Source organism: Achromobacter spanius, from assembly GCF_002812705.1.
Taxonomy (GTDB): Bacteria; Pseudomonadota; Gammaproteobacteria; order Burkholderiales; family Burkholderiaceae_B; genus Achromobacter; species Achromobacter spanius.
The window spans coordinates 2804653-2824895 of the sequence record NZ_CP025030.1; the positions used below are offsets into that span (position 1 = coordinate 2804653).

Below are 20243 nucleotides of genomic sequence, written 5' to 3' on the forward strand. Positions count from 1 at the left end.
ACAAAAATACGGACAGGCCCAACGGGATCGGCTCCGCCACTACCCCTGCAACTGCCTATAAACCTCTTGCGATACGCGTTGCAGCTCATCCCGGCTGACGGCGCCGGACAGGGCGTAGCCGAACTGGCCTTCCACCCAATAGAACACCCGCACCGACCCTTCCTGCGTGAACTGGAACGCGGTCTGCCCGCCCGCGGCTTCGCGGGTGACGTACAACGTCAGCCTTTGGCCGTCCGCCCCGCCGTACATGAATTGGGCCACCGGGCCAGAACCGCCGGGCAGCAAGCGGCCGCCCACCAGTTCATATCCTGCTTGCGATAGCGATGGCGCCCGTACCGGTGCGCCCATGCGCTTGGTCAACCACGTGACCAAACCCTTTTCATTGTCGGCGCTGACTTCCACCGGGCGGCCCATGTCGGGGGCATACACCGCATGCGCGATGGCGGCGCGTTGGGCGTAACCGCCCGCCGCGCGGTCCGGGCCGGCGGTGGCCAGCACGGTTTGCAGATGGCGCGCATCCATCGCGCCGCGTACCGTCCACGCCGCGCCCGCGCTGACTGCCGCGATCGCTACGCCGGCCGCCAATGCACGCCACGGCAACTGCCGTGTCGGCGCCTTCAGAGGCAGCCGCAAGGGCAAGGGCTCGTCCAGCACCGGATCCAGCAGCGCATGCAGCGCGCGGCGTTGCGCCTGCCAGTCCGCCACGCGGGTCTGATCCTGCGGATGCGAGGCCAGGAAGGCGTCGACCTCGGCATGGCGGGCAGGGGCCAACTGGCCGTCCGCATAGGCATGCAGATCGGCTTCGGTGATGGGACTGCCCGAGCTGGGCACCGGATGGAGGGATTTTTCGTTCATGTCATTTCACGCGATGCAAGCGGCTGACCGAATCGTGTCCGCGCATCAGCGCAGCCAACTTCTCACGGGCGCGCGACAGCCGGGACATGACCGTGCCGATGGGCACGTCCAGCACGCGCGCGGTGTCCTGGTAGGACAGGTCTTCCACGCAGATCAGCAACAGCACTTCCCGCTGCTCGGGAGGCAGGGCTTGCAGGCAGCGGTCCAGGTCGCGCACCTCCAACTGGTCGGTCTGCGTGGCGCGCACCGGCAGGTCGGGCAGGTCGCCCGGGGCGGTCTGATCCGCCCGCCGGTTGTTGGCGCGCACGCCGTCGATGAAATGGTTGTGCATGATGCCGAACATCCAGGCCCGCAGCTCGCCGCGTTTTTGCCATCGCGAATAGCGGCTCCAGGCGCGCTCCAACGTGTCCTGAACCAGGTCATCGGCCCGATGCGGGTCGCCCGTCAGCCCGCGGGCGTATCGCCGCAGGCTGGGGATGCAGGCCAGGATCAGGGCCTCGTCGTCGGCGCGCATGGCAGCCAGACAGGAGCCGTCGCGGATCAGGGCTTGATGACGTGCCAGACTTCCTTGAAGTTGTCGCCCGTCTTGTCGCCCGGCTTGGTGTCCTTCACGTACAGGTACACGGGCTTGCCTTTGTGGGCCCATTGCTTGGAGCCGTCGTCGCGGGTGATGACGGTCATGTCGCCCATGGGCTTGGCGTCGGCGGGGGCGGCGACGGGCGGCCAGACCTTGGCGCACCCGTCGTTGCAGGCGCTTTTGCCCGCGGCGTCTTTGTCGAAGGTGTAGAGCGTCATGCCCGCGCTGTTGACCAGGATGCCGTCTTGCGTTTTGACGGCTTGGGCGTGGGCGCCGACCGAGAACAGGGCGGCGGAGCCAAGAACCAGGGCGGCGGCGATATGTGTGCGCATGTTGAGCCTCGTACGTAGATGGGGAAAGGGATGACTGCCCGCTACAGACGCCGGCCATGGCGGGAATATTCCCGCAAGCCCAAAATATTCTGCAACGCTCAGCCGACCGGCCGGACGGCGCCGGGTTCGTAACGCATTTCAAACTCCAGGTCGGTCTCCTTGACGGGGATGAAACCCAGGGCCGCATAGAGCCGCTGGGCGGGGTTGCCTTTCAGCACACTCAGCGTGACGGGCGCGCCTTCCGCGTCCGCCCGGTCCAGCACGGGCTCGATCAGGCGGCGGCCCAGGCCCATGCCCTGGAAATCCGGCGCGATCTGAATCTGCACGATGCGCCATCCGTCCGTATCGCGGTAATGCTTGAACAGGCCGGCGGGGCGGCCATCCACCCAGACAATTTGCGCGTCGTCGAAGTGGTACTGGATGCGGGCCAGATGATGCGCGTCCGTTGCGGGCGCGCCGGCGCGTTCCATATGTTCCTGCATGGTGGCTTTGCGCAGCGCCAGCAGAAAGGGCACGTCTTCTTCGGTGGCGGGTTGCAGCGCCAGGGAATGATCCGGGGTGGCGTTAGACATCATGAAATTAGGGTTTCGAAATGGGTTCTGCAGACGGCGTTTTGCGTTTGGCTGTCTTGCCGGCCTGATGGATCAAGTTATAAAGCTGTTGCGCGGCGGGCGCCAGGGGGCGGCCGCGCCGGGCGATCAAGCCCAGCGTGCGCGTGACGCGCGGGTGTTCCAGCTTGACGCTCGTCAGCGTGGCATGCCCCGCCAGCGGCATGGCCAACTGCGGCACGGCGGCCACGCCCAGGCCCGCTTCCACCAGACCCAGCAAGGTCATCACGTGGCTGACCTCAAACGCGCTGACGGTACGCTTGCCGCTCTTTGCCAGCGCATCGTCAATCAACAGGCGGTTGCCGCTTTCCTTGGCTACCGTCATGAAGCGTTCCTGCGACAGCGCTTCCCAGGACACGCTGCGGCGGCCGGCCAGCGGGTGGTCGCGCCGCACCGCCAAGACGAAGTCTTCACGCAGCACCGCCTTGAAATCCACATCCGGTTCCTGGGTGCCGAAAAAACTGATGCCGAAATCAGCGCGACCCGTCACCACGCTGTTGAGCACCGTGTTGGCGGTTTCGTCGATGATGCGCACGCGGATGCGCGGGAAGCGCTCGGTGTAATCGCGGATGACAGACGGCAGGAAGTAATAGGCCACGGAGGGCACACAGGCCACCGTCACCAGTCCACCGCGCTGCGCGGCCAGGTCGCCGATGCTGAGCACGGCGCTTTCCAGTTCGTCGATGGCGCTGCGCGCGCGCTCCAGGAATACGCGGCCCACCTGCGTCAAGGCCACGCGCCGTGTAGTGCGTTCCAGCAAGCGCGCGCCCAGGATGCTTTCCAGCTTGTCGATGCGGCGGCTGAGCGCGGGCTGTGACAAATGCAGGTCTTCAGCGGCGGCGCGAAAGCTGGCGCGTTCGGCTACCGCGACGAAGGCCTGCAATTCCTGCAAATCGAAATTGATGCGTGCCATGCATTAATCCATCCGTAAGTTGCAATTCAAATAATAGCCGCCAAGTCGCAGAATGGCTTCCATGGAAACCGAAATCCCTTGCGTACTGATGCGCGGCGGCACGTCGCGCGGCCCCTTTTTTCTGGGCGACTGGCTGCCGGCCGACCCGGTGCAGCGCGACCGCCTGCTGTTGACCGCCATGGGTTCGCCCCATGCGCTGCAAGTTGATGGCATCGGCGGCGGCAACACGCTGACCAGCAAAGTGGCCATCGTGTCGCGCTCGACCCGGCCGGACTGCGATATCGATTACCTGTTTGCGCAGGTGTCGGTAGACCGCGCCATGGTCGACACCCGGCCCAACTGCGGCAACATGCTGTCGGGCGCCGCGCCCTTTGCCATTGACGAAGGCTTGGTCGTGCCGCGCGATGGCGTCACATCGGTGCGGGTGCACAACGTCAACACCGGCGCGGTGATCGAAGCCGTGGTGCAGACGCCGGGCGGCCACCTGACCTACGAAGGCGATGCGCGCATTGATGGCGTGCCGGGCACGGCGGCACCGGTGCGGCTGAACTTTCTGGAGGCTTGGGGCGCAGTCACCGGCAAGCTTTTTCCCACCGGGCAGCGGCAGGAATACATTGATGGAGTGGCGGTGACGTTGATCGACGCCGCCATGCCGATGGTATTGATGCGCGCCCAGGACTTCGGCCTGCGTGGCGACGAAACGTCCGCGCAATTGGACGGCAACGCGGGTTTGCTTGAACGCATGGAGCGCATTCGCCTGGAAGCGGGCCTGCGCATGGGGCTGGGTGACGTGTCGCAGAGCGTCATACCCAAACCGGTGCTGGTGGCGCCATGCGATAGCGCGGGTGCGTTGGCCTTGCATTCACGCTATTTCACGCCTCGCGCCTGCCATCGCGCCCACGCGGCAACGGGTGCAGTGGGCGTGGCCAGCGCGTTTCTGATGCCGGGCACCGTGGCGCATGCTTGCGGCGGGCCGCCCGTGGTGGCGGGGTATCGCACGGTGCGCATTGAACATCCGTCCGGAGGCATGGACATCGATGTCGATCTGGACACGGCCAGTGGCGAGGTGCGCGCGGCGGGCTTGGTGCGGACGGCGCGCAAGATCATGAAGGGGCTGCTGTATGTGCCCGGCCACTATGTGCTGGCCGGCGCCGAGCCGATGCGCGCGGTTGCGTAACGCGCCAGTTTGAAATTATCCATCAACCCGATTTTTTTACCGCCGAAGCGGCCCGCAAAGAGGCTGTCACAACACGGCCATCGCTATATCTGGAGACAAGCAATGAAGCATCATCCCATCAAAGCCCTCTGTGCCGCCGCCATGCTGCTGGCCGCAAGCGCCGTGGCGCAGGCTGATTACCCTGAACGCGCAATCACCCTGGTCGTGCCCACTGCCGCGGGCGGCGGCAACGACGTGCTGGCGCGCGTGGTGGGCCAGAAGGTTGGCGAACTCCTGGGCCAGACCGTCATCGTGGTGAACAAGCCCGGCGCGCAGGGCGCGATTGCGTCCGACTACGTGGCCCGCCAGCCGGCGGACGGCTACACGCTGATGCTGGGCTACATCGGCACGCATGGCATCAACCCCGCCATGCAGAAGCTCAACTACGACCCGGTCAAGGACTTCACGCCCATCGGCATGGTGGCCGATTCGCCCACCATCATGGTTGTGTCCAAACGCATACCGGTGAAGGACGTGGCCGGCCTGGTGAAGTACGGGCATGAGCATCCTGATGGCCTGAACTTCGCCTCCGCCGGACCCGGCACCGCGCCGGCGATCGCGGGCGAACTTTTCAACCAGGCCACCGGGATCGCCATGCTGGACGTGCCGTACAAAGGTTCCGCCCCCGCGCTGAACGACACCTTGGCCGGCGTGACGCAGGTGATGTTCCCCAGCTTGTTCAGCGTGTACCCGCACCTGAAGTCTGGCGCGATCCAGGCGGTGGCGGTAGCAGGGTCAAGCCGTATCGCGGCACTGCCCGATCTGCCGACCTTGGCAGAAGCCGGCGTGTCCGGCGTGGACGTGCCGCAGTGGTACGCCATCTTCGCTCCGGCCAAGGTCGAGCTGGCGGTGGTGGATAAGCTGAACAAGGCGCTGAATCAGGCATTGTCCGACCCGGTTGTCGCGACGAAGATAGCTGAGCAAGGCGCGGAAGTTCGCCGCAGTACGCCCGCTGAACTGGGGGCGTTCGTGCAAAGCGAGGCCGTGCGGTGGAAACAATTGGCCGATAAGCGAAAGTTGGCGGCGCGGTAGGGGCGGCGGCGCCCTGTCGCAAGCCGTGGGTGTGGCGACGCGGTAGGGGCTGGCATGCGCCTGTCGCAAGGCGCGCGGGTGATGGCACGCCAGGACGCGGCCTGCGCTGATCGCGAGCGGTGGGATGGCGGCACGTTAGGACGCTGACGGTGTAGGTCGCAAGTTATGGGTGTGACGGCAAGCGCTGCGCCAAGCGATTTGCCGCCGTTGCCAAGCGTGAAACGTCGTGTGCTCCCAGGCGTCGGGCGTGGTCACATGGCCATGCTTGATGGGATTCATGTGGATGTAGTGGATGCAGGCGGACAGCTCGCGCTCATCGCGGATGACATGCTCCCAAAAGCGCCGTTGCCAGATGCCGCGCTCGCCTTTGCGGTAGACGCTGCGGCGGACGGTGCAAGGGCGCAGCGCCCGGGAACACCGCGTCTTTATCCTGCGCCAGCGGCCAGAGTAGTCGGCATCGCTTGCGGGCAGCCGCCAGATCATGTGCAGATGGTCAGGCAGCAATACCGCCGCCAACACCGCGAACGACGCGATCTGTTGTTCAGCCCGTATGCAGGCCTTTAGCCAGGCTGCGTGAACGATCAGATCCTGATGTTCCCGATCCTGCGCGGTGACGGTGAAGAAGTAAGTGCCACCGGGGATATACAAACGCCGATACGCAGTCATTTCCGCCTCCGGAGTGAAAAGGGAAGCATAAGGAATTGGCGTAACGCGTGCCGCGATAGAGAGATGATTTCGGCACGTATCGCGGATGCCGTGCGTTCATATGGCGCGCGGTGTTCCATGGCGGCAGATGGGTTGCGCGCGATCCGCGCCTTTTTCTTGCCACGGCCATCCTCGCGCTTCACCCATCCTACGATGGCTGCATGACACGTTGATCGTAGGATGGGTGAAGCGCGCGCAGCCCGGAAAAAGAACCCAAGCGCAAATCGCGCGCAACCCATCAAGCAGCGCCGCCCGCAACGCAACGCCAGCCACAGCGCCAACGAGCCACGCGGTGTTCCATGGCGCCAGATGGGTTGCGCGCGATCCGCGCCTTTTTCTTGCCACGGCCATCCTCGCGCTTCACCCATCCTACGATGGCTGCATGACACGCGGATCGTAGGATGGGTGAAGCGCGCGCAGCCCGGAAAAAGAACCCAGGCATCAATCGCGCGCAACCCATCAAACACTCCCCCCCATCACCCCCACCCCACCCGCATCAAAATTCCTCAAATTCGGAAACACCATCCCCAATTCCTCCTTCCCCGCACCAAACCACCCGCCCAGCGCTGCCCCCAATTGATCCACCGCCAGCGTCGGCAACAACCGCCCGTTATCCACAAACCCCGGGCCGTCCAGCGCAATTTCCGGATGCGTGCCGTAATAGCGGCCGCCCTTGACCGCGCCGCCCATCACGAAATGGTGCGAACCCCAGCCGTGGTCCGAGCCGTTGCCGTTTGATCCCAACGTGCGTCCGAACTCCGACGCCGTAAACGTCGTGACCTGGTCCGCCACACCCATCGACGAAAGCGCCTGCTGGAACGCCGCCATCGCTTGCCCCAGCTCGCGCAGCAGGGCAGGGTGCGTATCGTTCAAACCCGTGTGATTGTCGTACCCATTCTGCGACACAAAAAACACCTGCCTTCGCGCGCCCAAAGCCTGGCGGGCGCCGATGATGCGGGCCACGATCTTCAATTGCTGCGCCAAGGGTGACGAAAAATCCCCCGGCACCGCCACATCCGCCAGCGCCGCGCGCAATTGCGTGTCGGCGCTGATGGACTGCGCGGCGATGCGCGCCATTTCTCGTTCCATCAAGTGTTCGCGTGGTTGCGTGATCAACTGCCGCAACAGCGCGGTGCAGGCGCTGGAGCCATACATATCCCGGCCCAACAGATCAATCGACGTGGACCCATTGATGCCCACCCGATACCCCGCCACCTTGCGCCCGGCCAGCAGCACCGTGCTGCCGCCCGCCGTGATGCCCGTGAAGGTGCGCTGCGCGTTGGCGCCGGCAAACAGATCTGTCAGCCGGCCCGCCCAGCCAGACGACGCGCCTTCGGGCGCCAGCGCCTGCCAGTACGCTTGCTGGTCGTTGTGGGAAAACAGTTTCGGCGGCAACGGCACGCGCGCGCTGATGTACTCCGCTTTGGACGTGGGCGTGACCAGTGGCCCAACATTGAGCAGCACGGCCAACTGTCCGCTTTCATACAGCGGCGCAAGCGGCGCCAGCGCGGGGGCCAAGGCAAACTGCCCTCCACCAGCGGCGGGCGCTTTGCCGCGCAAGACAGTCGCTTGCAGCGCATCGCGTTTCAATCCGATATCACCACGCGCGGCGGCATAGGCACGATAGGCGTCGGTGTCGTAGGGCACGACGGTGTTGTAGGGGTCGTTGCCGCCATACTGGAACACGCAGACCAGCGCCTTGTACGAGGCCGGGGCGGACTGCGCCGCCGCTGCGCCCAAGGCCGCCAGGTTCAAGGCCAGCGGCGCGGCGGCGCCCGTGGCGCCCAATGCGCAGGCGCGCAACAGGAAGGCGCGGCGGTCGGCGTCGTGGGATCGCTTCATTTCTGCACCAGGTATTCAGGGCTGGCGGCCACCAGCAGGATGGCCGCCCGCACGCGGTCGCGTGGTCGATTGGCGGGCACGGTGGCGACGGCCTCTGCGATGGCTTCGGCGGTGCGCGCGCTGAAGGCGTCGCCGGCCAGCAGCAGCACGACGCGCGCCACCAACGCTTGCGGGTCCTTCGCCAAGGCGATCTCTGGCGCGTAGCTGGTCTGCAAATCTTCCCACCCGCGATCCGCGTAGATCGCCAGAAAATTCAAGTAACCCGCGATGCTGGTCTCATCGGTAATCTGTAGCTCGGGCGCCACCAGATGGCGCTTGGCGAGTTCCGTGACCGGGGGCGAGTAGCGAGGGCGGAAGAAGTTGAACACCGTTGCCGACCGCATGGGGCTTTGCGCCAGCCGGATGGTGTTGTCGGTGGTATCCGGCATGGCCCAGGCGCCATTGACGGACGTGGCGCCAAAGGCGCGCGCCCAGCCCGAGAAGCGCAGGATGGGTTCGCGCACCTTGCCCCAGGTTGGATCGCTCAGGTCAGGCGAACGCGCCTCGGGGTCCAGCAAGATGGCGCGCAGCACCGCCTTCAGATTGCCGCGCACGCCGCTGCCGTCGTCGTCGAACACCGCCGACACGCGCCGCACATAGGCCGGGCTGGGGTTGCTGGTGACCAGCCGCTGAATCAGTTGCATGCCGATGAAAGGCCCCACATTGGGATGCGCGCAAATCACGTCCATGGCTTTTTGCAGTGACAGACGCCCGTCGGTGCCCGCCGGAATCACCGCGCCCAGGAACCGCTTTTCACTCATCGAATGCAGGGCATTGTTCAGCGCCATGGGCCGTCGGTGGAATTCCACATTGGTTTCAGGGCCGTTGATGTCCCAGCCGGTGAAGACGCGCGCCAGCCCCTGCACATCCGCATTGGTATAGGTTTCCACCGGCGCCCCGTTCACGAGCTTCACGGTGCCGTCCGGCTCCAGCATCAACAGCCCGATGCTGAACAACTGCATGACCTCACGTGCGTAGTTCTCGTCGGGATGGCGACCGGTCTTGGGGTCTTCCTTGCGGTTGCCGCGATAGGTCAGCATGCAGCCCATCGACAGGTTCTTGGTGACGGCGGTCAGCAGCGCCTGGTAGCTGCCCAGCGCGTGTTCGGCCAGCAGGTCCATGAAGCCCGCCGCGCCAAACAGCGGCCACGAGGCGGTAATGGACTGCACCCCCACCACGAAAATCTCGGACAGGGCGAAGGCCATGCGCGTGCGCACCTGGTCTTCCGCGCTGATGAACTTGCGCCACAGCGTGGACTCCAGCGGCGCGTTGATGCCGTTGCCCTTGAACGCTTCGGTATTCTTCCGCTGTTGCAGCAGCCAATCAAAGTGCGTCTGCGAAGGCGGCATCGCCAACTGGGCATCTAGCCAGTCGGCGTAGCCGTCGCGCACCACGGCATCGATCAGGGCGGGAGTGGGCCCGAACGTGGCCTGCGCCAGAAAGCGCGAGGCCTGGCCGGGGGTAACTGTCATCGCAAGCCTCTCGTCGTATGCGATTGACTACGGTACTGAACCGCGCCGCGCGCTTCAATACCGTCATACGGACGAGAGGATTAATCCCAAAGCATGAGGCTCAGATCGAGCGCGTGATGCCGCCGTCGATACGGATGTTCTGGCCAGTGATGTAGGACGACGCGTCGGATGCCAGGAAGGCGATCAGGTCCGCCACTTCTTCGGCGGTGCCGTAGCGGCCCATGGGGATGCGGGTGCGGCGGTCTTCTTTTTCGGGCAGGCTGTCGATAAAGCCGGGCAGCACGTTGTTCATCCGCACATTGTGTTCGGCGTACTCATCCGAAAACACCTTGGTGAAGGCGGCCAGGCCGGCGCGGAACACGCCCGACGTGGGAAACAGCGCTTCGGGTTCGAAGGTGGCGTAGGTGGAGATGTTGACGATGGCGCCGGATTTCTGCTGCTTCATCACGGGCGCGACCAGGCGCGTGATGCGCACCACGTTCAACAGATAGAACTCCATGCCCAGATGCCAGTCGTCGTCGCTGATGGAGAGCAGCGGGCCCTTGGGACCGTGGCCGGCGCTATTGACCACGGCGTCTACGCGGCCCCATTTATCCAAGGTGGTTTCAAGCAGCCGGGCCAGGTCGTCGGTCGACCGGTTCGAGCCGGTGACGCCGATTCCGCCCAGTTCGCCCGCCAGGGCCTCGCCCTTGCCGGACGATGACAAAATGGCGACCCGATATCCGTCGGCCGCCAGTTTGCGCGCCGCGGCCGCGCCCATGCCACTGCCGCCCGCCGTCACGATCGCTACTTTTTCGGTGCTCATGCCTGCTCCTGTCGGGGTGTACGAAGAGCAGCCATTGTAGGGGGATCCCCTTCATTGAAACGGGCCCCGCGCCCCGGATTTCCCGGAGGGCGGAGCCCGTGCGGCGCAGCGCTTGCGCGCCGGCTTAGTCGACCAGCTTCAAGCTGCCTTTCATCAGCGCGAAGTGGCCGGGGAAGGAGCAAAAGTAGGTGTAGGCGGTGCCGGCGGCCAGCTTGCTGACGTCGAAGGTGACGGAATCTTTTTCGCCACCGCCGATGACCTTGGTGTGCGCGATGACGCGGGCGTCACCGGGCTTCACGTAGTCCTTATCCAGCCCGGCAGCCATGCCGTCGTTCACGGCGCCTTGCATGTCGGCCGTGGTGGTCAGCACCCAGTTGTGGCCCATGACGTTCTTGGCCAGCTTGCCCGGATGCGTCAGGTTCACGGTGAACTGCTTGCAGCTTTTGCTGACCGTGATTTCCTTTTTGTCGAACTGCATCTGGTCGTTGCCGGCGATATCCACCGAGCATTCGGCGGCCAGGACCGGGGCCGACGCGACAGCCAGGACTGCTGCCACGCACAATTTCTTGAACAACATATTCGTGCCTCCAACGTTTCGCAAAAAGCGGATGTCCGGCCCGTGCAATGTATGCACGGAACCGGTTTCAAGACATTCTCACCCCGCTACCGGTCAGAATGCCAACGCCCGCAAGGGCGCATTTGATACAACGCAAGCCGGTGCGAATTACCGCTGCGGGCTGACGCGCCAGATCACATTGCCGACGTCGTCCGCCGTCAGCAGATCACCCCGGCTGTCGATGGCCACGCCCACCGGCCGCCCTTGCGCCTGGCCTTGTTCGTTCAGAAACCCTGTCAGCACGTCGCGTGCCGGGCCGCTGGGCGTGCCGTCGGAAAACGGCACGAAGATGACTTTGTAGCCACTGCGCGGATCGCGGTTCCATGATCCGTGCTGGCCCACGAACATGCCGCTCGTGTACGGCGCCGGCAGCCGGGTCTTGCCCGACCAGACCAGCCCCAGGGATGCCGTGTGCGGACCCAGCGCGTAGTCGGGCACGATGGCGCGCGCGACCAGGTCCGGGCGCTGCGGCGTGACGCGGGTGTCCACGTGCTGCCCGAAATAGCTGTATGGCCAGCCGTAGAAACCGCCGTCTTTCACCGACGTCATGTAGTCGGGCACCAGGTCGCTGCCCAGCTCGTCGCGTTCGTTGACCGCCGTCCACAAGGTCTTGCCGTCTGGCGCCCAGGCCATGCCGACCGGGTTGCGCAGGCCCGTGGCATAAAGCCGCTTGTTGCCGCTGGCCACGTTGATTTCCCAGATGGCGGCGCGGCCTTCTTCGATGTCCATGCCGTTTTCCGCCACATTGCTGTTGGAACCCACCGACACGTACAGCTTGCTGCCGTCGGCGTTGGCGATCAGGTTCTTGGTCCAATGGTGGTTGATGCCGGCGGGCAGGTCGGTCACGCGCACGCCGGGTGCCGTGATCTGCGTCTGACCCGTTTCGTACGGAAAGCGCAGCACGGCGTCGGCGTTGGCCACATAAAGCTGATTGCCGACCAAGGCCATGCCGAATGGCGAATTCAGGTCTTGCAGCAAGACGCTGCGGGTTTCAGCCACGCCGTCGTGGTCGGCGTCGCGCAACAGGGTGATGCGGTTGGCGCTGGGTGTCTTGGCGCCGGCGCGCTTCATGACGATGCCCGCCGCCCATGCTTTCAAGCCACCACCGGCGCCTTCGGGCTTGGGCGGGGCGTTGGTTTCGGCGACCAGCACGTCGCCGTTGGGCAGCACATAAAGCCAGCGCGGATGGTCCAGGCCGCTGGCGTAGGCGTTCACGGCCAGGCCGGCGGCGGCCACGGGCTGTGCGCCATCTGCCCAGCCGACGGCGCGAGCGGTGTTGACGGTGGGGATCAGGGTGGTGTTGGGGGCGGGCAGCGTGGGCGCGGGGCCCATGCCCGCTTCCACGGGCAGGGTGGCCATTTCGCCGCAGGCGGCCAGGACGCCAAGCGCGGCAAGCGCCACGCCGGCCGCCAGGGCACGCGCGATTCGCAGGGGTGGCATGAGGCGACTCCAAGGCGGTTGGACTGCCCCATCATACTCACCCGCGCGGGCCGCGCGGCCGGACCGATCAGTCGTCGAAGCGGCTGCGCGTGACGGCGCCGGATTGCGGGTCGACGTAGAGCTTCACCCGCTGGCCTTGCGGGTCATAGGCCTTGACCTCGTAGCCATGCTTGCGCGAACGCTCGATCTCGGAAATGTTGCGGTAGCCCGCGGCTTCCATCTTGTCGTAGACCTGGCGGATGGTCAGCATCGGGGCGGCGGGGGTGGTGGCGGCGGGCGCGGCGGGCGCTGGCGCGGCGGTCTGCGCCTGCACGGCGGTGCCGGCGACCAGGGCGGAAGCGCCAATTGCCAATGCGGCCAAGGTTTTCTGAATGCGCGTCATGATGGGTAGCTCCTAGCGATAATGGAAAGGGTAGGGGAAAAAGGCAACTGAAAAAAGGTAGTGAGAAAATCAGGTCGTTTCGTTAACCCTGTGGCCATTATTGGGGTCGCCGCATGAACCTTTTCTGAAGCCTTTGTTCATGTGCGGTTCATCGGCGGCGCGGTATAAATGGCGGTCCATTCCCCACATTTTTCAAAGGCCCTGCATTGCGGCAACCCCCATTCTTTCGGCGCAAACGCGGCGGCATCCTGTTGTCGGGCTGCGTGCTGGCCTTGGCGCTGATGGCGGGGCCGGTCAGCGGCCTGGCCGACGACAATGACCACGAACGCGCGCGCCAGGCGCTGGAAGCCGGCAAGGTGCTGCCTCTGGGCGCGGTGCTGGATATCGTTGAACGCGAGTTCCCCGGCCAGGTGGTCAAGGTGGAGTTCGAAGAGGATGATGACGAATTCATCTACGAGATCCGCGTGCTGCAAAGCGGCGGCGGCATCCTGAAACTGAAGATCGACGCGCGCGACGGCACCTTGCTGGCCGTGAAGGGGCGCGACATCAAATTCAAGGGCAAGGACTGATGCGCATCCTGGTAGTGGAAGACGAGCCCACGCTGGCCGCCCAATTGGCCGATGCCCTGCACGCGGCGGGTTACACGGTGGACAAGGCCGGCGACGGGGAATCCGCGCGATTTCTGGGTGACGTCGAAGCGTTCGACGCCGTGGTGCTGGACCTGGGGCTGCCCGTCATGGACGGCCTGACCGTGCTGAAGCAGTGGCGCGCCGCGCAGCGCAACATGCCGGTGCTGATCCTGACGGCGCGCGACAACTGGCATGAGAAGGTGGCGGGCATCGACGCCGGCGCGGACGATTACCTGACCAAACCTTTTCACATGGAAGAGCTGCTGGCCCGCGTGCGCGCGCTGTTGCGCCGCAGTACGGCGCATGCCAGCGCGCAGTGGCGTTGCGGCCCGCTGATGCTGGACACGCGCCAGGCCAAGGCCACGGTCGACGGCCAGGCGCTGTCGTTGACCAGCCACGAATTCAAGGTGCTGTCCGTGTTGATGCAACGCGCGGGCGAGGTCGTGTCGCGCACGGAATTGATCGACCACATCTACGCACAGGACTTCGACCGCGACTCCAACACCATCGAGGTCTTCATCGGCCGGCTGCGCAAGAAGCTGCCGCCCGACACCATCGAAACAGTGCGCGGGCTGGGCTACCGGCTGGCGGCGCGCGGATGAAGCCGGCCCGCGCCGGCATGCTGGGCTCGCTGCGCTTGCGGCTGCTGGCGGGCACCCTGGCCTGGATCGTGGGGTCGGTGGTGCTGGCCGGCTGGGGCTTGGCCAGCTTGTTCCGCCAGCACGTCACGCAGCAGTTCCAGGCCGAACTTGCCCTGCATTTGAATCAACTGACCGCCGCCGTGAACGTGGGCGCGGATGGGCGGCCGGTGGTGTCCCCACCGCTGAGCGACCCCCGGCTGGAGCAGCCCTTGTCGGGCCTGTACTGGCAGGTGGACAGGCTGGCGGATGGCGCGCGTCCGGCCGCCATCGGCGTGGCGCGCTCGCGCTCGTTGTGGGACCAGACCTTGCCCCCGCCTGCGCCGTCGGCGCTGCACGCCACCGAATCCGGCGATCAAACCTATGACACGACGGGGCCGGCCGGACGCGAGCTGACCGCGTTGGCGCGCACCTTGAAACCCGCCGAGGAAGACGCCGCGCCGTTGCGCCTGGTGGTGGCCGCCGACCGCCGCGTGCTGGCCGAGCCCATCGGCCGGTTCAACGGCATGCTGGTCATGGCGCTAGGCGCGCTGGCTGCGGGGTTGACGGCGGCGGCGGTGGTCCAGGTGGTGGTCGGCCTGCGGCCCTTGGCGCGCTTGCGTCAACAGTTGGCCAGGCAGAACGCCGGCAGCAGCCGTATCGACGGCCGCTACCCCAGCGAAATCCAGCCCCTGGTGGACGACTTCAACCAGGTGTTGGCGATGAACGCCGAGATCGTGCAGCGCGCGCGCACGCAGGCCGGCAATTTGGCGCACGCGGTCAAGACGCCGCTGACCATCCTGGCCAATGCCGCGTCGCGCGAGGCCAGCGTGCCGGCATCCTTGGTGAACGAACAGGTTGCCATGGCGAACCGCCAGATCGACCACCACCTGGCACGCGCCCGCGCCGCAGCCTCATCGGGCGCCGCGGATGGGCGCGCGCCGCTGCGCGAGGCGACGCAAGGGCTGGTGCGCGTCATGCAGCGCTTGTATGCCGAACGCGGCCTGCATATCGAGATGCAGGGTTTGTCCGACGCGATGGTGTTTCGGGGCGACCCGCAGGACTTGCAGGAAATGTTGGGCAATGTGCTGGACAACGCCTGCAAATGGGCGCGCAGCCACGTGCGGGTGACGGGCGAAATGCCCGGCGCGGGGCATTTGCTGATGCACATCGACGACGACGGCCCGGGCATCGACGACCATGCGCGCGAACGGATCTTTCTGCGCGGCGTGCGCATGGACGAGCAACTGCCGGGTTCCGGCCTGGGCCTGGACATCGTGCGAGACCTTGCCGGCACCTATGGCGGCGAGGTGCACGCGGGGCGTTCGCCGCTGGGCGGGCTGCGCGTCACCCTGCGGCTGCCCACGGCCTGAGCTTTTACTTCACCAAGGTCACCGGCACATCCGTCAGTTGCAGCACCTGATTGGCGACCGAGCCGATCAGGATGTTGGTCAGTGTGCCGTTGCCGCGCGTGCCCATCACGATGCGGGCGCAGCCGTGGTCGCGCGCGTAGCCGGCGATTTCGGTGGCGGCGTGGCCGAACGCCGTGTGGCTGGTGTAGTGGGTGCCGGTCACATCCAACAGTTTGCGGGCTTCCCGCGTGGCCTCCTGGCCTTGTCGAAGGTAGAACTCATCGATCATGTCTTGCGTGATCAAGCGCGACAGGCCGGCGCGCCCGTGCGTGGGCGTTTGAATGTTAAGCAGATGGACGCGCGCGTCGGATGCGCCCTGGGCCAGTTCGCGGGCATACAGCACGGCGCGGTCGGCATTCTCGGAGCCGTCGACGGGGACAAGTATGTTCAGCATGGTTGCTCCTTGATGCGTTACTTGACCAGCGTGACGGGCAGGTCCGTCAGGTGCAGGACGCGGGTGGCGATAGACCCCATGAACAGCGACGACACCGAGCCCAGCCCGCGCGATCCCATGTAGATTTCATCGGCGTTGGATTCACCGGCCACGCGGACGATGGTTTCGGCCGCTTCGCCGATCTCCACGCGCACGTCGAACGGCACGCCGGCTTTGGACAGCAGGTCGCTGGCGGCTTGCAGCGCGGCGGCGCCCTCGTCCTGGTAGTAGGCATCGATATCGGCCTGAGACAGGCCACGGCCGATCTTGCCGGATTGCAGTGGAATCTGCACCGTCAACAGCGCCACCCGTTCGACCGGGTCATATGCGCGCGCCGCCAGTAAAGCTTGCACGGCATGCAGCGAGGGCTGCGAACCGTCAACGGGGATCAGGATGCGTTTCATGCGCGTCTCCTTTGTTATGCGAGCCTGGGTAGGCGGGTCGTTCTACTGTATTCGAATTAATTTCCAGCGAGCGGCCCGTTTCGCCGGTTTTGCCGACCGAAAGATGCGCTTGATCAACCCCCGTTCACAATCTTGCGCCTAGCGCCAGCGTTCGGGCGTTTCTCCGATGTCCAGGCCCGGCGCCAGCAGCTTGCTGGTCAAGGCCGCCAAGGTGGGTGCATGGCCGGTGGTCTCCAGGCGCAGCGTGCCCGCGCCGTCGGTGCGCAACAGGCCATGCTGGTGCAGTTGATGCTTGAGCCAGCGCGCCACGGGGGCGCCCGTTTCCAACAAGGGCACATCGGGTCCGGCGGCTGCCTGGATGGCATCGCGCAGAAAGGGAAAGTGGGTGCAGCCCAGCACCAACACATCGGCGCCCGCCGCGCGCAGGGCGGCCACCGGCCCGCGCACGGCGGCATCCACTTCAGGGCCGGACAGCTTGCCTTGCTCTACCAGCCGCACCCATTCCGGGCAGGGGTGCAGCACGATGCGTACTTCGGGTGCTTCGCGTTGGACCAAGGCGGCGAACTTGGGGCTGGCCAAGGTGCCGGTGGTGGCGAACACGCCCACCACGCCGCTGTGCGTCAGGTGCGCGGCGGGTTTGATTGCCGGTTCCACGCCGATGATGATCAGGTCGGGATGGCGCTGGCGCAGCGGCGCGATGGCGGCGGCGGTGGCGGTGTTGCAGGCGACCACCATGGCCTTGGCCTGGCGCGAAACGAAGTAATCCGCCAAGGCGTAGGCACGCTCCAGGACAAACGCCTGCGTTTTGTCGCCATACGGCACATGCGCCGAATCGGCCACGTACAGCAACTGTTCTTGCGGCAGCGCCTCGCGGATGGCACGCAGCACGCTCAGGCCGCCCACGCCGGAGTCGTACACGCCGATAAGGGAATCACTGGACATGATGGGAATGCCCCTCGTCCAGGCCCTCGGCGCGATGGCGGCGCACTTCGTCGATCAGTTTGCGCGTGGCGCCCGACAGCGGCGCGTCGCGCCAGATCAGGTTCAAGCCGGCGCGCAACGCCACGGGGCCGGTCACGTTCACGTACACCACGCCTTCGATGTTGACCCGCCGCAAGGACGCGGGCACGAGTGACACGCCCAGGCCCGCCGCCACCAGGCTCAGCGTGGACAACATGCGCGGCGCTTCCTGCACCACGCGCGGGCTGAATCCCGACGCGCTGCACGCCGTGATGATGGCGTCGTACAGGCCGGGGCCGCTGTGGCGGCGGTACAGAATCAGCGATTCCTCGGCCAGTTCCGACAGCGCAATCTGCCGCCGGTCGCGGCCCTTGACGAAGGGGTGGTCCGCGGGAAAGGCGGCCAGCATGGTTTCTTCCAGCACGGTTTCCTCGGACACGCCCGGCGTGGTCAGGACCGTGCCCCGAATGAAGGCCACGTCCACGCGGCCTTCGCTGACCGCGTCGCGCAGTTCGCCCGTGCTGCTTTCTTCCAGCACCAGCCGCACGTTGGGCGCGCTTTCGCGAAAACGGCGGATGACCGAGGGCACGAAGGGATGGAACGCGGCCGATCCGGTAAACCCCACCGTCAGCCGGCCGGCTTCGCCTTGCGAGACGCGGCGCACCCCGTCCACGGCCTGATCCACCAGTGCCAGGATGTTGCGGGCATCTTCCAACAACGCGCGGCCGCTTTCGGTAAGTTCCATGCCGCGCGGCAACCGGTTGAACAAGGTTACGCCCAGCTCTTGTTCCAGCACACGAATCTGTTGGCTAAGGGGAGGTTGGCGAATGCCCAGCCGCGCCGCGGCCTTGGTCAGGTGGGCCTCTTCGGCAACGGCCAGGAAGTAGCGCAGCAGGCGGAGATCAACTGATGCCATATGCAGTGAATATGAGTGTCGATGGGGTCATATATTAGACATTATCCGGGGCCAAGAGTAGGCTCCCGCCTTGTTATTTCTGCTGTGCGCTGCAATGCGCCAGCCCTTGCTCGCCGGCTATGCACCGGCTCTTCGTCCCATGAATGCAGCACCCTCCACCCTTGAGGCCGCCAACCGGCCGCCACCCACCTGTGGGCAGTTGTTCACCGGTTTTCTCATGCTGGGCCTGACCGCTTTTGGCGGAGCGCTACCCCTGGCGCGCCGCATGGTCGTTGAAAAGCACGGCTGGCTCAGCGGCGCTGAGTTTACCGACCTGCTGGGCCTGTGCCAGTTCCTGCCGGGCGGCAACATCATTAACCTGTCTGTCGCGCTGGGGATGAAATTTCGCGGGCCGCGGGGCGCTTTCGCGGCCTTGATGGGGCTGATCCTGGCGCCGTCGGCCATCGTCATTCTGTTGGGCATGGTGTACGACCGCTTTCAACACGACCCGCATATCCAGCACCTGTTCGCGGGCCTGGCGGCCGCGGCGGCGGGGCTGCTGATTTCGATGGCGGTCAAGATCGGCGTGCCGGTCATCAAGCGGCGCGACTGGCTGGCGGGCGTGGTGGCCACGCTGTGCTTCGTGGCCATTGCCGTGCTGCGCATTCCGCTCTTGCCCACCATGGCGGTGCTGACGCCGTTGAGCATTTTGCTGGTCTGGAGGCAACGTCGATGATCCATACCCTGATTGCGCTGGCCCTGATCTTTTCCCAGCTTTCCGTGCTGGCGTTCGGCGGTGGCAACACCATCCTGCCCGAGATGCAGCGCCAGGTCGTGGACGTGCATGGCTGGATGACCGCCGCTGATTTCTCCGCGCTGTTTGCGCTGGGCCAGGCCGCGCCCGGCCCCAACCTGATGGTGGTGACGCTGGTGGGCTGGCACGTGGCCGGGTGGTGGGGCATGCTGGTGACCACCATCGCCAAGTTCGGCCCGTCGTCGCTCATCACCATCCTGGCGCTGGGCTTGTGGGAACGCTTCAAGGACCGCCCGTGGCGCGGCGTGATCCAGGCGGGCATTTTCCCGATGACGGTGGGCCTGGTAGCCGCCAGCGCGGCGCTGATCACCGAGGCGTCCGTACATAGCTGGCTGCTGGGCGCGATCACGGCGGTGGTGGCCGTGCTGGGCAGCGCCACGCGCATCCATCCCTTGTGGCTCTTGTTCGGCGGCGCGCTGGTGGGTTTGCTGGCGTTCGGTTAGCGTTGGGCTCTTGTCGCAAGCGGGACCTTCGCACGTGGCCACCCGCACTCGGAGCCTTCATGACCAAGCCGATTCCGGACGAACCGCAGCCCGACGACGCCGCAACGGCCGTCGACCGCTTGCCTTTCTTTCACGCGCATCGGCGCCTGGTGCTGTGTGGCCTGTTATTCCTGGCGGTGGGCGCCGCGTCCTACGTCTGGAGCCGTTCCGCCGGCCTGGCGCTGCTGCTGGGTTTTGATGCGGCCGCGCTGGTGTTCCTGGTGCTGACGGCGCGGGTATTCGGCCAGGCCAGCCCGGCGTCCCTGCACGTACGCGCCAAGCAGCAGGACGTGGGCCGTGTCGGCGTGTTGTGGAGCAGCGTGGCGCTGTCCTGCATGGTGTTGATGGCGCTGTGGGTTGAGCTGCATGGCGAAAACAGCCCGGGCGGCGCGTTGGCGGTGTTGGCGGCCGGCGCGACCATCGTGCTGGCATGGCTCTACATGAACATGATCTTTGCGCTGCACTATGCGCATGGCTATTACGGACATGGCACGGGGGCGCACAAGGGGCTGGATTTCCCCGGTACGCAGGAGCCCGACTACTGGGACTTTGCGTATTTCGCGCTGGTGCTGGGAATGACGTTCCAGGTGTCCGACGTGCAGATCGTCAACCGCCGCGTACGCCGAATGGCGCTGATGCACAGCGTCATCGCGTTCTTCTTCAATGTGTTCATCATCGCGATCAGCGTGAACGTGGCGGCGGGTAAAGCATAGTGTGTGGGGCAAGGCCCCACACACCTAGAGGGCATGGGTCACCGCTGGCA

Annotated in this window: 24 protein-coding genes; 8 read left to right on the plus strand and 16 right to left on the minus strand. The window is 65.7% G+C overall.

Going from position 1 to position 20243, the window contains the following annotated elements:
• Positions 1 to 39 precede the first annotated feature (39 nt).
• The 5 genes from CVS48_RS12680 to CVS48_RS12700 form a co-directional block, all read right to left on the minus strand.
• The gene (locus tag CVS48_RS12680; RefSeq protein ID WP_100854763.1) at positions 40 to 855 is read right to left on the minus strand and encodes an anti-sigma factor family protein; all 816 of its coding nucleotides are present in this window, start codon (positions 853 to 855) and stop codon (positions 40 to 42) included.
• A gap of 1 nt (position 856) precedes the next feature.
• A complete protein-coding gene (locus CVS48_RS12685; RefSeq protein WP_100854764.1) occupies positions 857 to 1369 on the minus strand; it encodes an RNA polymerase sigma factor in 513 nt (170 codons plus the stop codon).
• Positions 1370 to 1395: 26 nt separating this feature from the next.
• Positions 1396 to 1764 carry a COG4315 family predicted lipoprotein gene (locus tag CVS48_RS12690; RefSeq protein ID WP_100854765.1) on the minus strand — a complete coding sequence of 123 codons (369 nt, stop codon included), beginning with the start codon at positions 1762 to 1764 and terminating at the stop codon, positions 1396 to 1398.
• A gap of 98 nt (positions 1765 to 1862) precedes the next feature.
• A complete protein-coding gene (locus CVS48_RS12695) occupies positions 1863 to 2339 on the minus strand; it encodes a GNAT family N-acetyltransferase (RefSeq protein WP_100854766.1) in 477 nt (158 codons plus the stop codon).
• 4 nt (positions 2340 to 2343) lie between these two features.
• On the minus strand, positions 2344 to 3285 hold the full coding sequence (locus tag CVS48_RS12700; RefSeq protein WP_100854767.1) for a LysR family transcriptional regulator: 942 nt from the start codon (positions 3283 to 3285) through the stop codon (positions 2344 to 2346).
• 61 nt (positions 3286 to 3346) lie between these two features.
• Here CVS48_RS12700 and CVS48_RS12705 point away from each other — a divergent pair, with 61 nt between their 5' ends.
• The gene (locus CVS48_RS12705) at positions 3347 to 4462 is read left to right on the plus strand and encodes a 4-oxalomesaconate tautomerase (protein ID WP_100857634.1); all 1116 of its coding nucleotides are present in this window, start codon (positions 3347 to 3349) and stop codon (positions 4460 to 4462) included.
• Positions 4463 to 4564: 102 nt separating this feature from the next.
• Positions 4565 to 5533 carry a Bug family tripartite tricarboxylate transporter substrate binding protein gene (locus tag CVS48_RS12710; protein WP_100854768.1) on the plus strand — a complete coding sequence of 323 codons (969 nt, stop codon included), beginning with the start codon at positions 4565 to 4567 and terminating at the stop codon, positions 5531 to 5533.
• A gap of 135 nt (positions 5534 to 5668) precedes the next feature.
• On the opposite strand, the gene CVS48_RS12715 is transcribed toward CVS48_RS12710, so the two are convergent.
• From CVS48_RS12715 to CVS48_RS12745, 7 genes are all read right to left on the minus strand, one after another.
• Entirely contained in the window at positions 5669 to 6199 is a 531-nt protein-coding gene (locus CVS48_RS12715; RefSeq protein ID WP_100854769.1) for an REP-associated tyrosine transposase, read from the minus strand.
• Positions 6200 to 6697: 498 nt separating this feature from the next.
• A complete protein-coding gene (locus CVS48_RS12720) occupies positions 6698 to 8080 on the minus strand; it encodes a DUF1501 domain-containing protein (RefSeq protein WP_100854770.1) in 1383 nt (460 codons plus the stop codon).
• On the minus strand, positions 8077 to 9591 hold the full coding sequence (locus tag CVS48_RS12725; RefSeq protein ID WP_100854771.1) for a DUF1800 domain-containing protein: 1515 nt from the start codon (positions 9589 to 9591) through the stop codon (positions 8077 to 8079). The genes CVS48_RS12720 and CVS48_RS12725 overlap by 4 nt, the downstream gene beginning before the upstream one ends.
• Positions 9592 to 9691: 100 nt before the next feature.
• Entirely contained in the window at positions 9692 to 10396 is a 705-nt protein-coding gene (locus CVS48_RS12730) for an SDR family oxidoreductase (protein WP_100854772.1), read from the minus strand.
• Between the two features lie 124 nt (positions 10397 to 10520).
• Positions 10521 to 10973: an azurin gene (azu, locus tag CVS48_RS12735; RefSeq protein ID WP_167400987.1), complete on the minus strand. Its 453-nt coding sequence runs from the start codon at positions 10971 to 10973 to the stop codon at positions 10521 to 10523.
• A 147-nt stretch (positions 10974 to 11120) separates the two neighbouring features.
• Complete coding sequence (locus tag CVS48_RS12740; RefSeq protein ID WP_100854773.1) at positions 11121 to 12452, minus strand: PQQ-dependent sugar dehydrogenase; 1332 nt, start codon at positions 12450 to 12452, stop codon at positions 11121 to 11123.
• A gap of 67 nt (positions 12453 to 12519) precedes the next feature.
• On the minus strand, positions 12520 to 12834 hold the full coding sequence (locus CVS48_RS12745; RefSeq protein ID WP_100854774.1) for a PepSY domain-containing protein: 315 nt from the start codon (positions 12832 to 12834) through the stop codon (positions 12520 to 12522).
• Positions 12835 to 13040: 206 nt separating this feature from the next.
• On the opposite strand from CVS48_RS12745, the gene CVS48_RS12750 reads away from it, so the two are divergent.
• Genes CVS48_RS12750 through CVS48_RS12760 form a run of 3 tightly spaced genes read left to right on the plus strand, consistent with a single transcriptional unit; the run spans position 13041 to position 15453 of the window.
• Positions 13041 to 13403: a PepSY domain-containing protein gene (locus CVS48_RS12750; RefSeq protein ID WP_404976364.1), complete on the plus strand. Its 363-nt coding sequence runs from the start codon at positions 13041 to 13043 to the stop codon at positions 13401 to 13403.
• Positions 13403 to 14065 (plus strand): response regulator transcription factor, encoded by a 663-nt coding sequence (locus CVS48_RS12755; RefSeq protein WP_100854775.1) that lies wholly within the window; start codon positions 13403 to 13405, stop codon positions 14063 to 14065. The genes CVS48_RS12750 and CVS48_RS12755 overlap by 1 nt, the downstream gene beginning before the upstream one ends.
• Positions 14062 to 15453: a sensor histidine kinase gene (locus CVS48_RS12760; protein WP_100854776.1), complete on the plus strand. Its 1392-nt coding sequence runs from the start codon at positions 14062 to 14064 to the stop codon at positions 15451 to 15453. The genes CVS48_RS12755 and CVS48_RS12760 overlap by 4 nt, the downstream gene beginning before the upstream one ends.
• 4 nt (positions 15454 to 15457) lie before the next feature.
• On the opposite strand, the gene CVS48_RS12765 is transcribed toward CVS48_RS12760, so the two are convergent.
• From CVS48_RS12765 to CVS48_RS12780, 4 genes are all read right to left on the minus strand, one after another.
• Positions 15458 to 15886 (minus strand): universal stress protein, encoded by a 429-nt coding sequence (locus CVS48_RS12765; protein ID WP_100854777.1) that lies wholly within the window; start codon positions 15884 to 15886, stop codon positions 15458 to 15460.
• Between the two features lie 17 nt (positions 15887 to 15903).
• Positions 15904 to 16329, minus strand: coding sequence for a universal stress protein (locus tag CVS48_RS12770; protein ID WP_100854778.1), 426 nt, complete (start codon positions 16327 to 16329; stop codon positions 15904 to 15906).
• 138 nt (positions 16330 to 16467) lie between these two features.
• Positions 16468 to 17271, minus strand: coding sequence for a glutamate racemase (gene murI, locus CVS48_RS12775; protein ID WP_100854779.1), 804 nt, complete (start codon positions 17269 to 17271; stop codon positions 16468 to 16470).
• Entirely contained in the window at positions 17261 to 18205 is a 945-nt protein-coding gene (locus CVS48_RS12780) for a LysR family transcriptional regulator (protein ID WP_100854780.1), read from the minus strand. Before CVS48_RS12780 ends, murI begins: the two co-directional genes overlap by 11 nt.
• Before the next feature lie 139 nt (positions 18206 to 18344).
• Between CVS48_RS12780 and CVS48_RS12785 the strand changes: the two genes are divergently transcribed.
• From CVS48_RS12785 to CVS48_RS12795, 3 genes are read left to right on the plus strand one after another with little or no spacing between them, the layout of a single operon-like run.
• On the plus strand, positions 18345 to 18920 hold the full coding sequence (locus tag CVS48_RS12785; RefSeq protein ID WP_100854781.1) for a chromate transporter: 576 nt from the start codon (positions 18345 to 18347) through the stop codon (positions 18918 to 18920).
• The gene (locus CVS48_RS12790; RefSeq protein ID WP_100854782.1) at positions 18917 to 19441 is read left to right on the plus strand and encodes a chromate transporter; all 525 of its coding nucleotides are present in this window, start codon (positions 18917 to 18919) and stop codon (positions 19439 to 19441) included. Before CVS48_RS12785 ends, CVS48_RS12790 begins: the two co-directional genes overlap by 4 nt.
• A gap of 59 nt (positions 19442 to 19500) precedes the next feature.
• Positions 19501 to 20193 carry a DUF1345 domain-containing protein gene (locus CVS48_RS12795; protein ID WP_100854783.1) on the plus strand — a complete coding sequence of 231 codons (693 nt, stop codon included), beginning with the start codon at positions 19501 to 19503 and terminating at the stop codon, positions 20191 to 20193.
• Positions 20194 to 20243: the final 50 nt, after the last annotated feature.

Excerpts from the sequence above, each read along its gene's own strand:
- CVS48_RS12700 (WP_100854767.1), bottom strand. The coding sequence starts at position 3,285 with ATGGCACGCATCAATTTCGATTTGCAGGAATTGCAGGCCTTCGTCGCG.
- CVS48_RS12745 (WP_100854774.1), bottom strand. The coding sequence starts at position 12,834 with ATGACGCGCATTCAGAAAACCTTGGCCGCATTGGCAATTGGCGCTTCC.
- CVS48_RS12695 (WP_100854766.1), bottom strand. The coding sequence starts at position 2,339 with ATGATGTCTAACGCCACCCCGGATCATTCCCTGGCGCTGCAACCCGCC.
- CVS48_RS12760 (WP_100854776.1), top strand. The coding sequence starts at position 14,062 with ATGAAGCCGGCCCGCGCCGGCATGCTGGGCTCGCTGCGCTTGCGGCTG.
- CVS48_RS12765 (WP_100854777.1), bottom strand. The coding sequence starts at position 15,886 with ATGCTGAACATACTTGTCCCCGTCGACGGCTCCGAGAATGCCGACCGC.
- CVS48_RS12680 (WP_100854763.1), bottom strand. The coding sequence starts at position 855 with ATGAACGAAAAATCCCTCCATCCGGTGCCCAGCTCGGGCAGTCCCATC.
- CVS48_RS12685 (WP_100854764.1), bottom strand. The coding sequence starts at position 1,369 with ATGCGCGCCGACGACGAGGCCCTGATCCTGGCCTGCATCCCCAGCCTG.
- azu (WP_167400987.1), bottom strand. The coding sequence starts at position 10,973 with ATGTTGTTCAAGAAATTGTGCGTGGCAGCAGTCCTGGCTGTCGCGTCG.
- CVS48_RS12710 (WP_100854768.1), top strand. The coding sequence starts at position 4,565 with ATGAAGCATCATCCCATCAAAGCCCTCTGTGCCGCCGCCATGCTGCTG.
- CVS48_RS12705 (WP_100857634.1), top strand. The coding sequence starts at position 3,347 with ATGGAAACCGAAATCCCTTGCGTACTGATGCGCGGCGGCACGTCGCGC.
- CVS48_RS12740 (WP_100854773.1), bottom strand. The coding sequence starts at position 12,452 with ATGCCACCCCTGCGAATCGCGCGTGCCCTGGCGGCCGGCGTGGCGCTT.
- CVS48_RS12715 (WP_100854769.1), bottom strand. The coding sequence starts at position 6,199 with ATGACTGCGTATCGGCGTTTGTATATCCCCGGTGGCACTTACTTCTTC.
- CVS48_RS12730 (WP_100854772.1), bottom strand. The coding sequence starts at position 10,396 with ATGAGCACCGAAAAAGTAGCGATCGTGACGGCGGGCGGCAGTGGCATG.
- CVS48_RS12770 (WP_100854778.1), bottom strand. The coding sequence starts at position 16,329 with ATGAAACGCATCCTGATCCCCGTTGACGGTTCGCAGCCCTCGCTGCAT.
- CVS48_RS12790 (WP_100854782.1), top strand. The coding sequence starts at position 18,917 with ATGATCCATACCCTGATTGCGCTGGCCCTGATCTTTTCCCAGCTTTCC.
- CVS48_RS12690 (WP_100854765.1), bottom strand. The coding sequence starts at position 1,764 with ATGCGCACACATATCGCCGCCGCCCTGGTTCTTGGCTCCGCCGCCCTG.
- murI (WP_100854779.1), bottom strand. The coding sequence starts at position 17,271 with ATGTCCAGTGATTCCCTTATCGGCGTGTACGACTCCGGCGTGGGCGGC.
- CVS48_RS12780 (WP_100854780.1), bottom strand. The coding sequence starts at position 18,205 with ATGGCATCAGTTGATCTCCGCCTGCTGCGCTACTTCCTGGCCGTTGCC.
- CVS48_RS12755 (WP_100854775.1), top strand. The coding sequence starts at position 13,403 with ATGCGCATCCTGGTAGTGGAAGACGAGCCCACGCTGGCCGCCCAATTG.
- CVS48_RS12720 (WP_100854770.1), bottom strand. The coding sequence starts at position 8,080 with ATGAAGCGATCCCACGACGCCGACCGCCGCGCCTTCCTGTTGCGCGCC.
- CVS48_RS12795 (WP_100854783.1), top strand. The coding sequence starts at position 19,501 with ATGACCAAGCCGATTCCGGACGAACCGCAGCCCGACGACGCCGCAACG.
- CVS48_RS12725 (WP_100854771.1), bottom strand. The coding sequence starts at position 9,591 with ATGACAGTTACCCCCGGCCAGGCCTCGCGCTTTCTGGCGCAGGCCACG.
- CVS48_RS12785 (WP_100854781.1), top strand. The coding sequence starts at position 18,345 with ATGAATGCAGCACCCTCCACCCTTGAGGCCGCCAACCGGCCGCCACCC.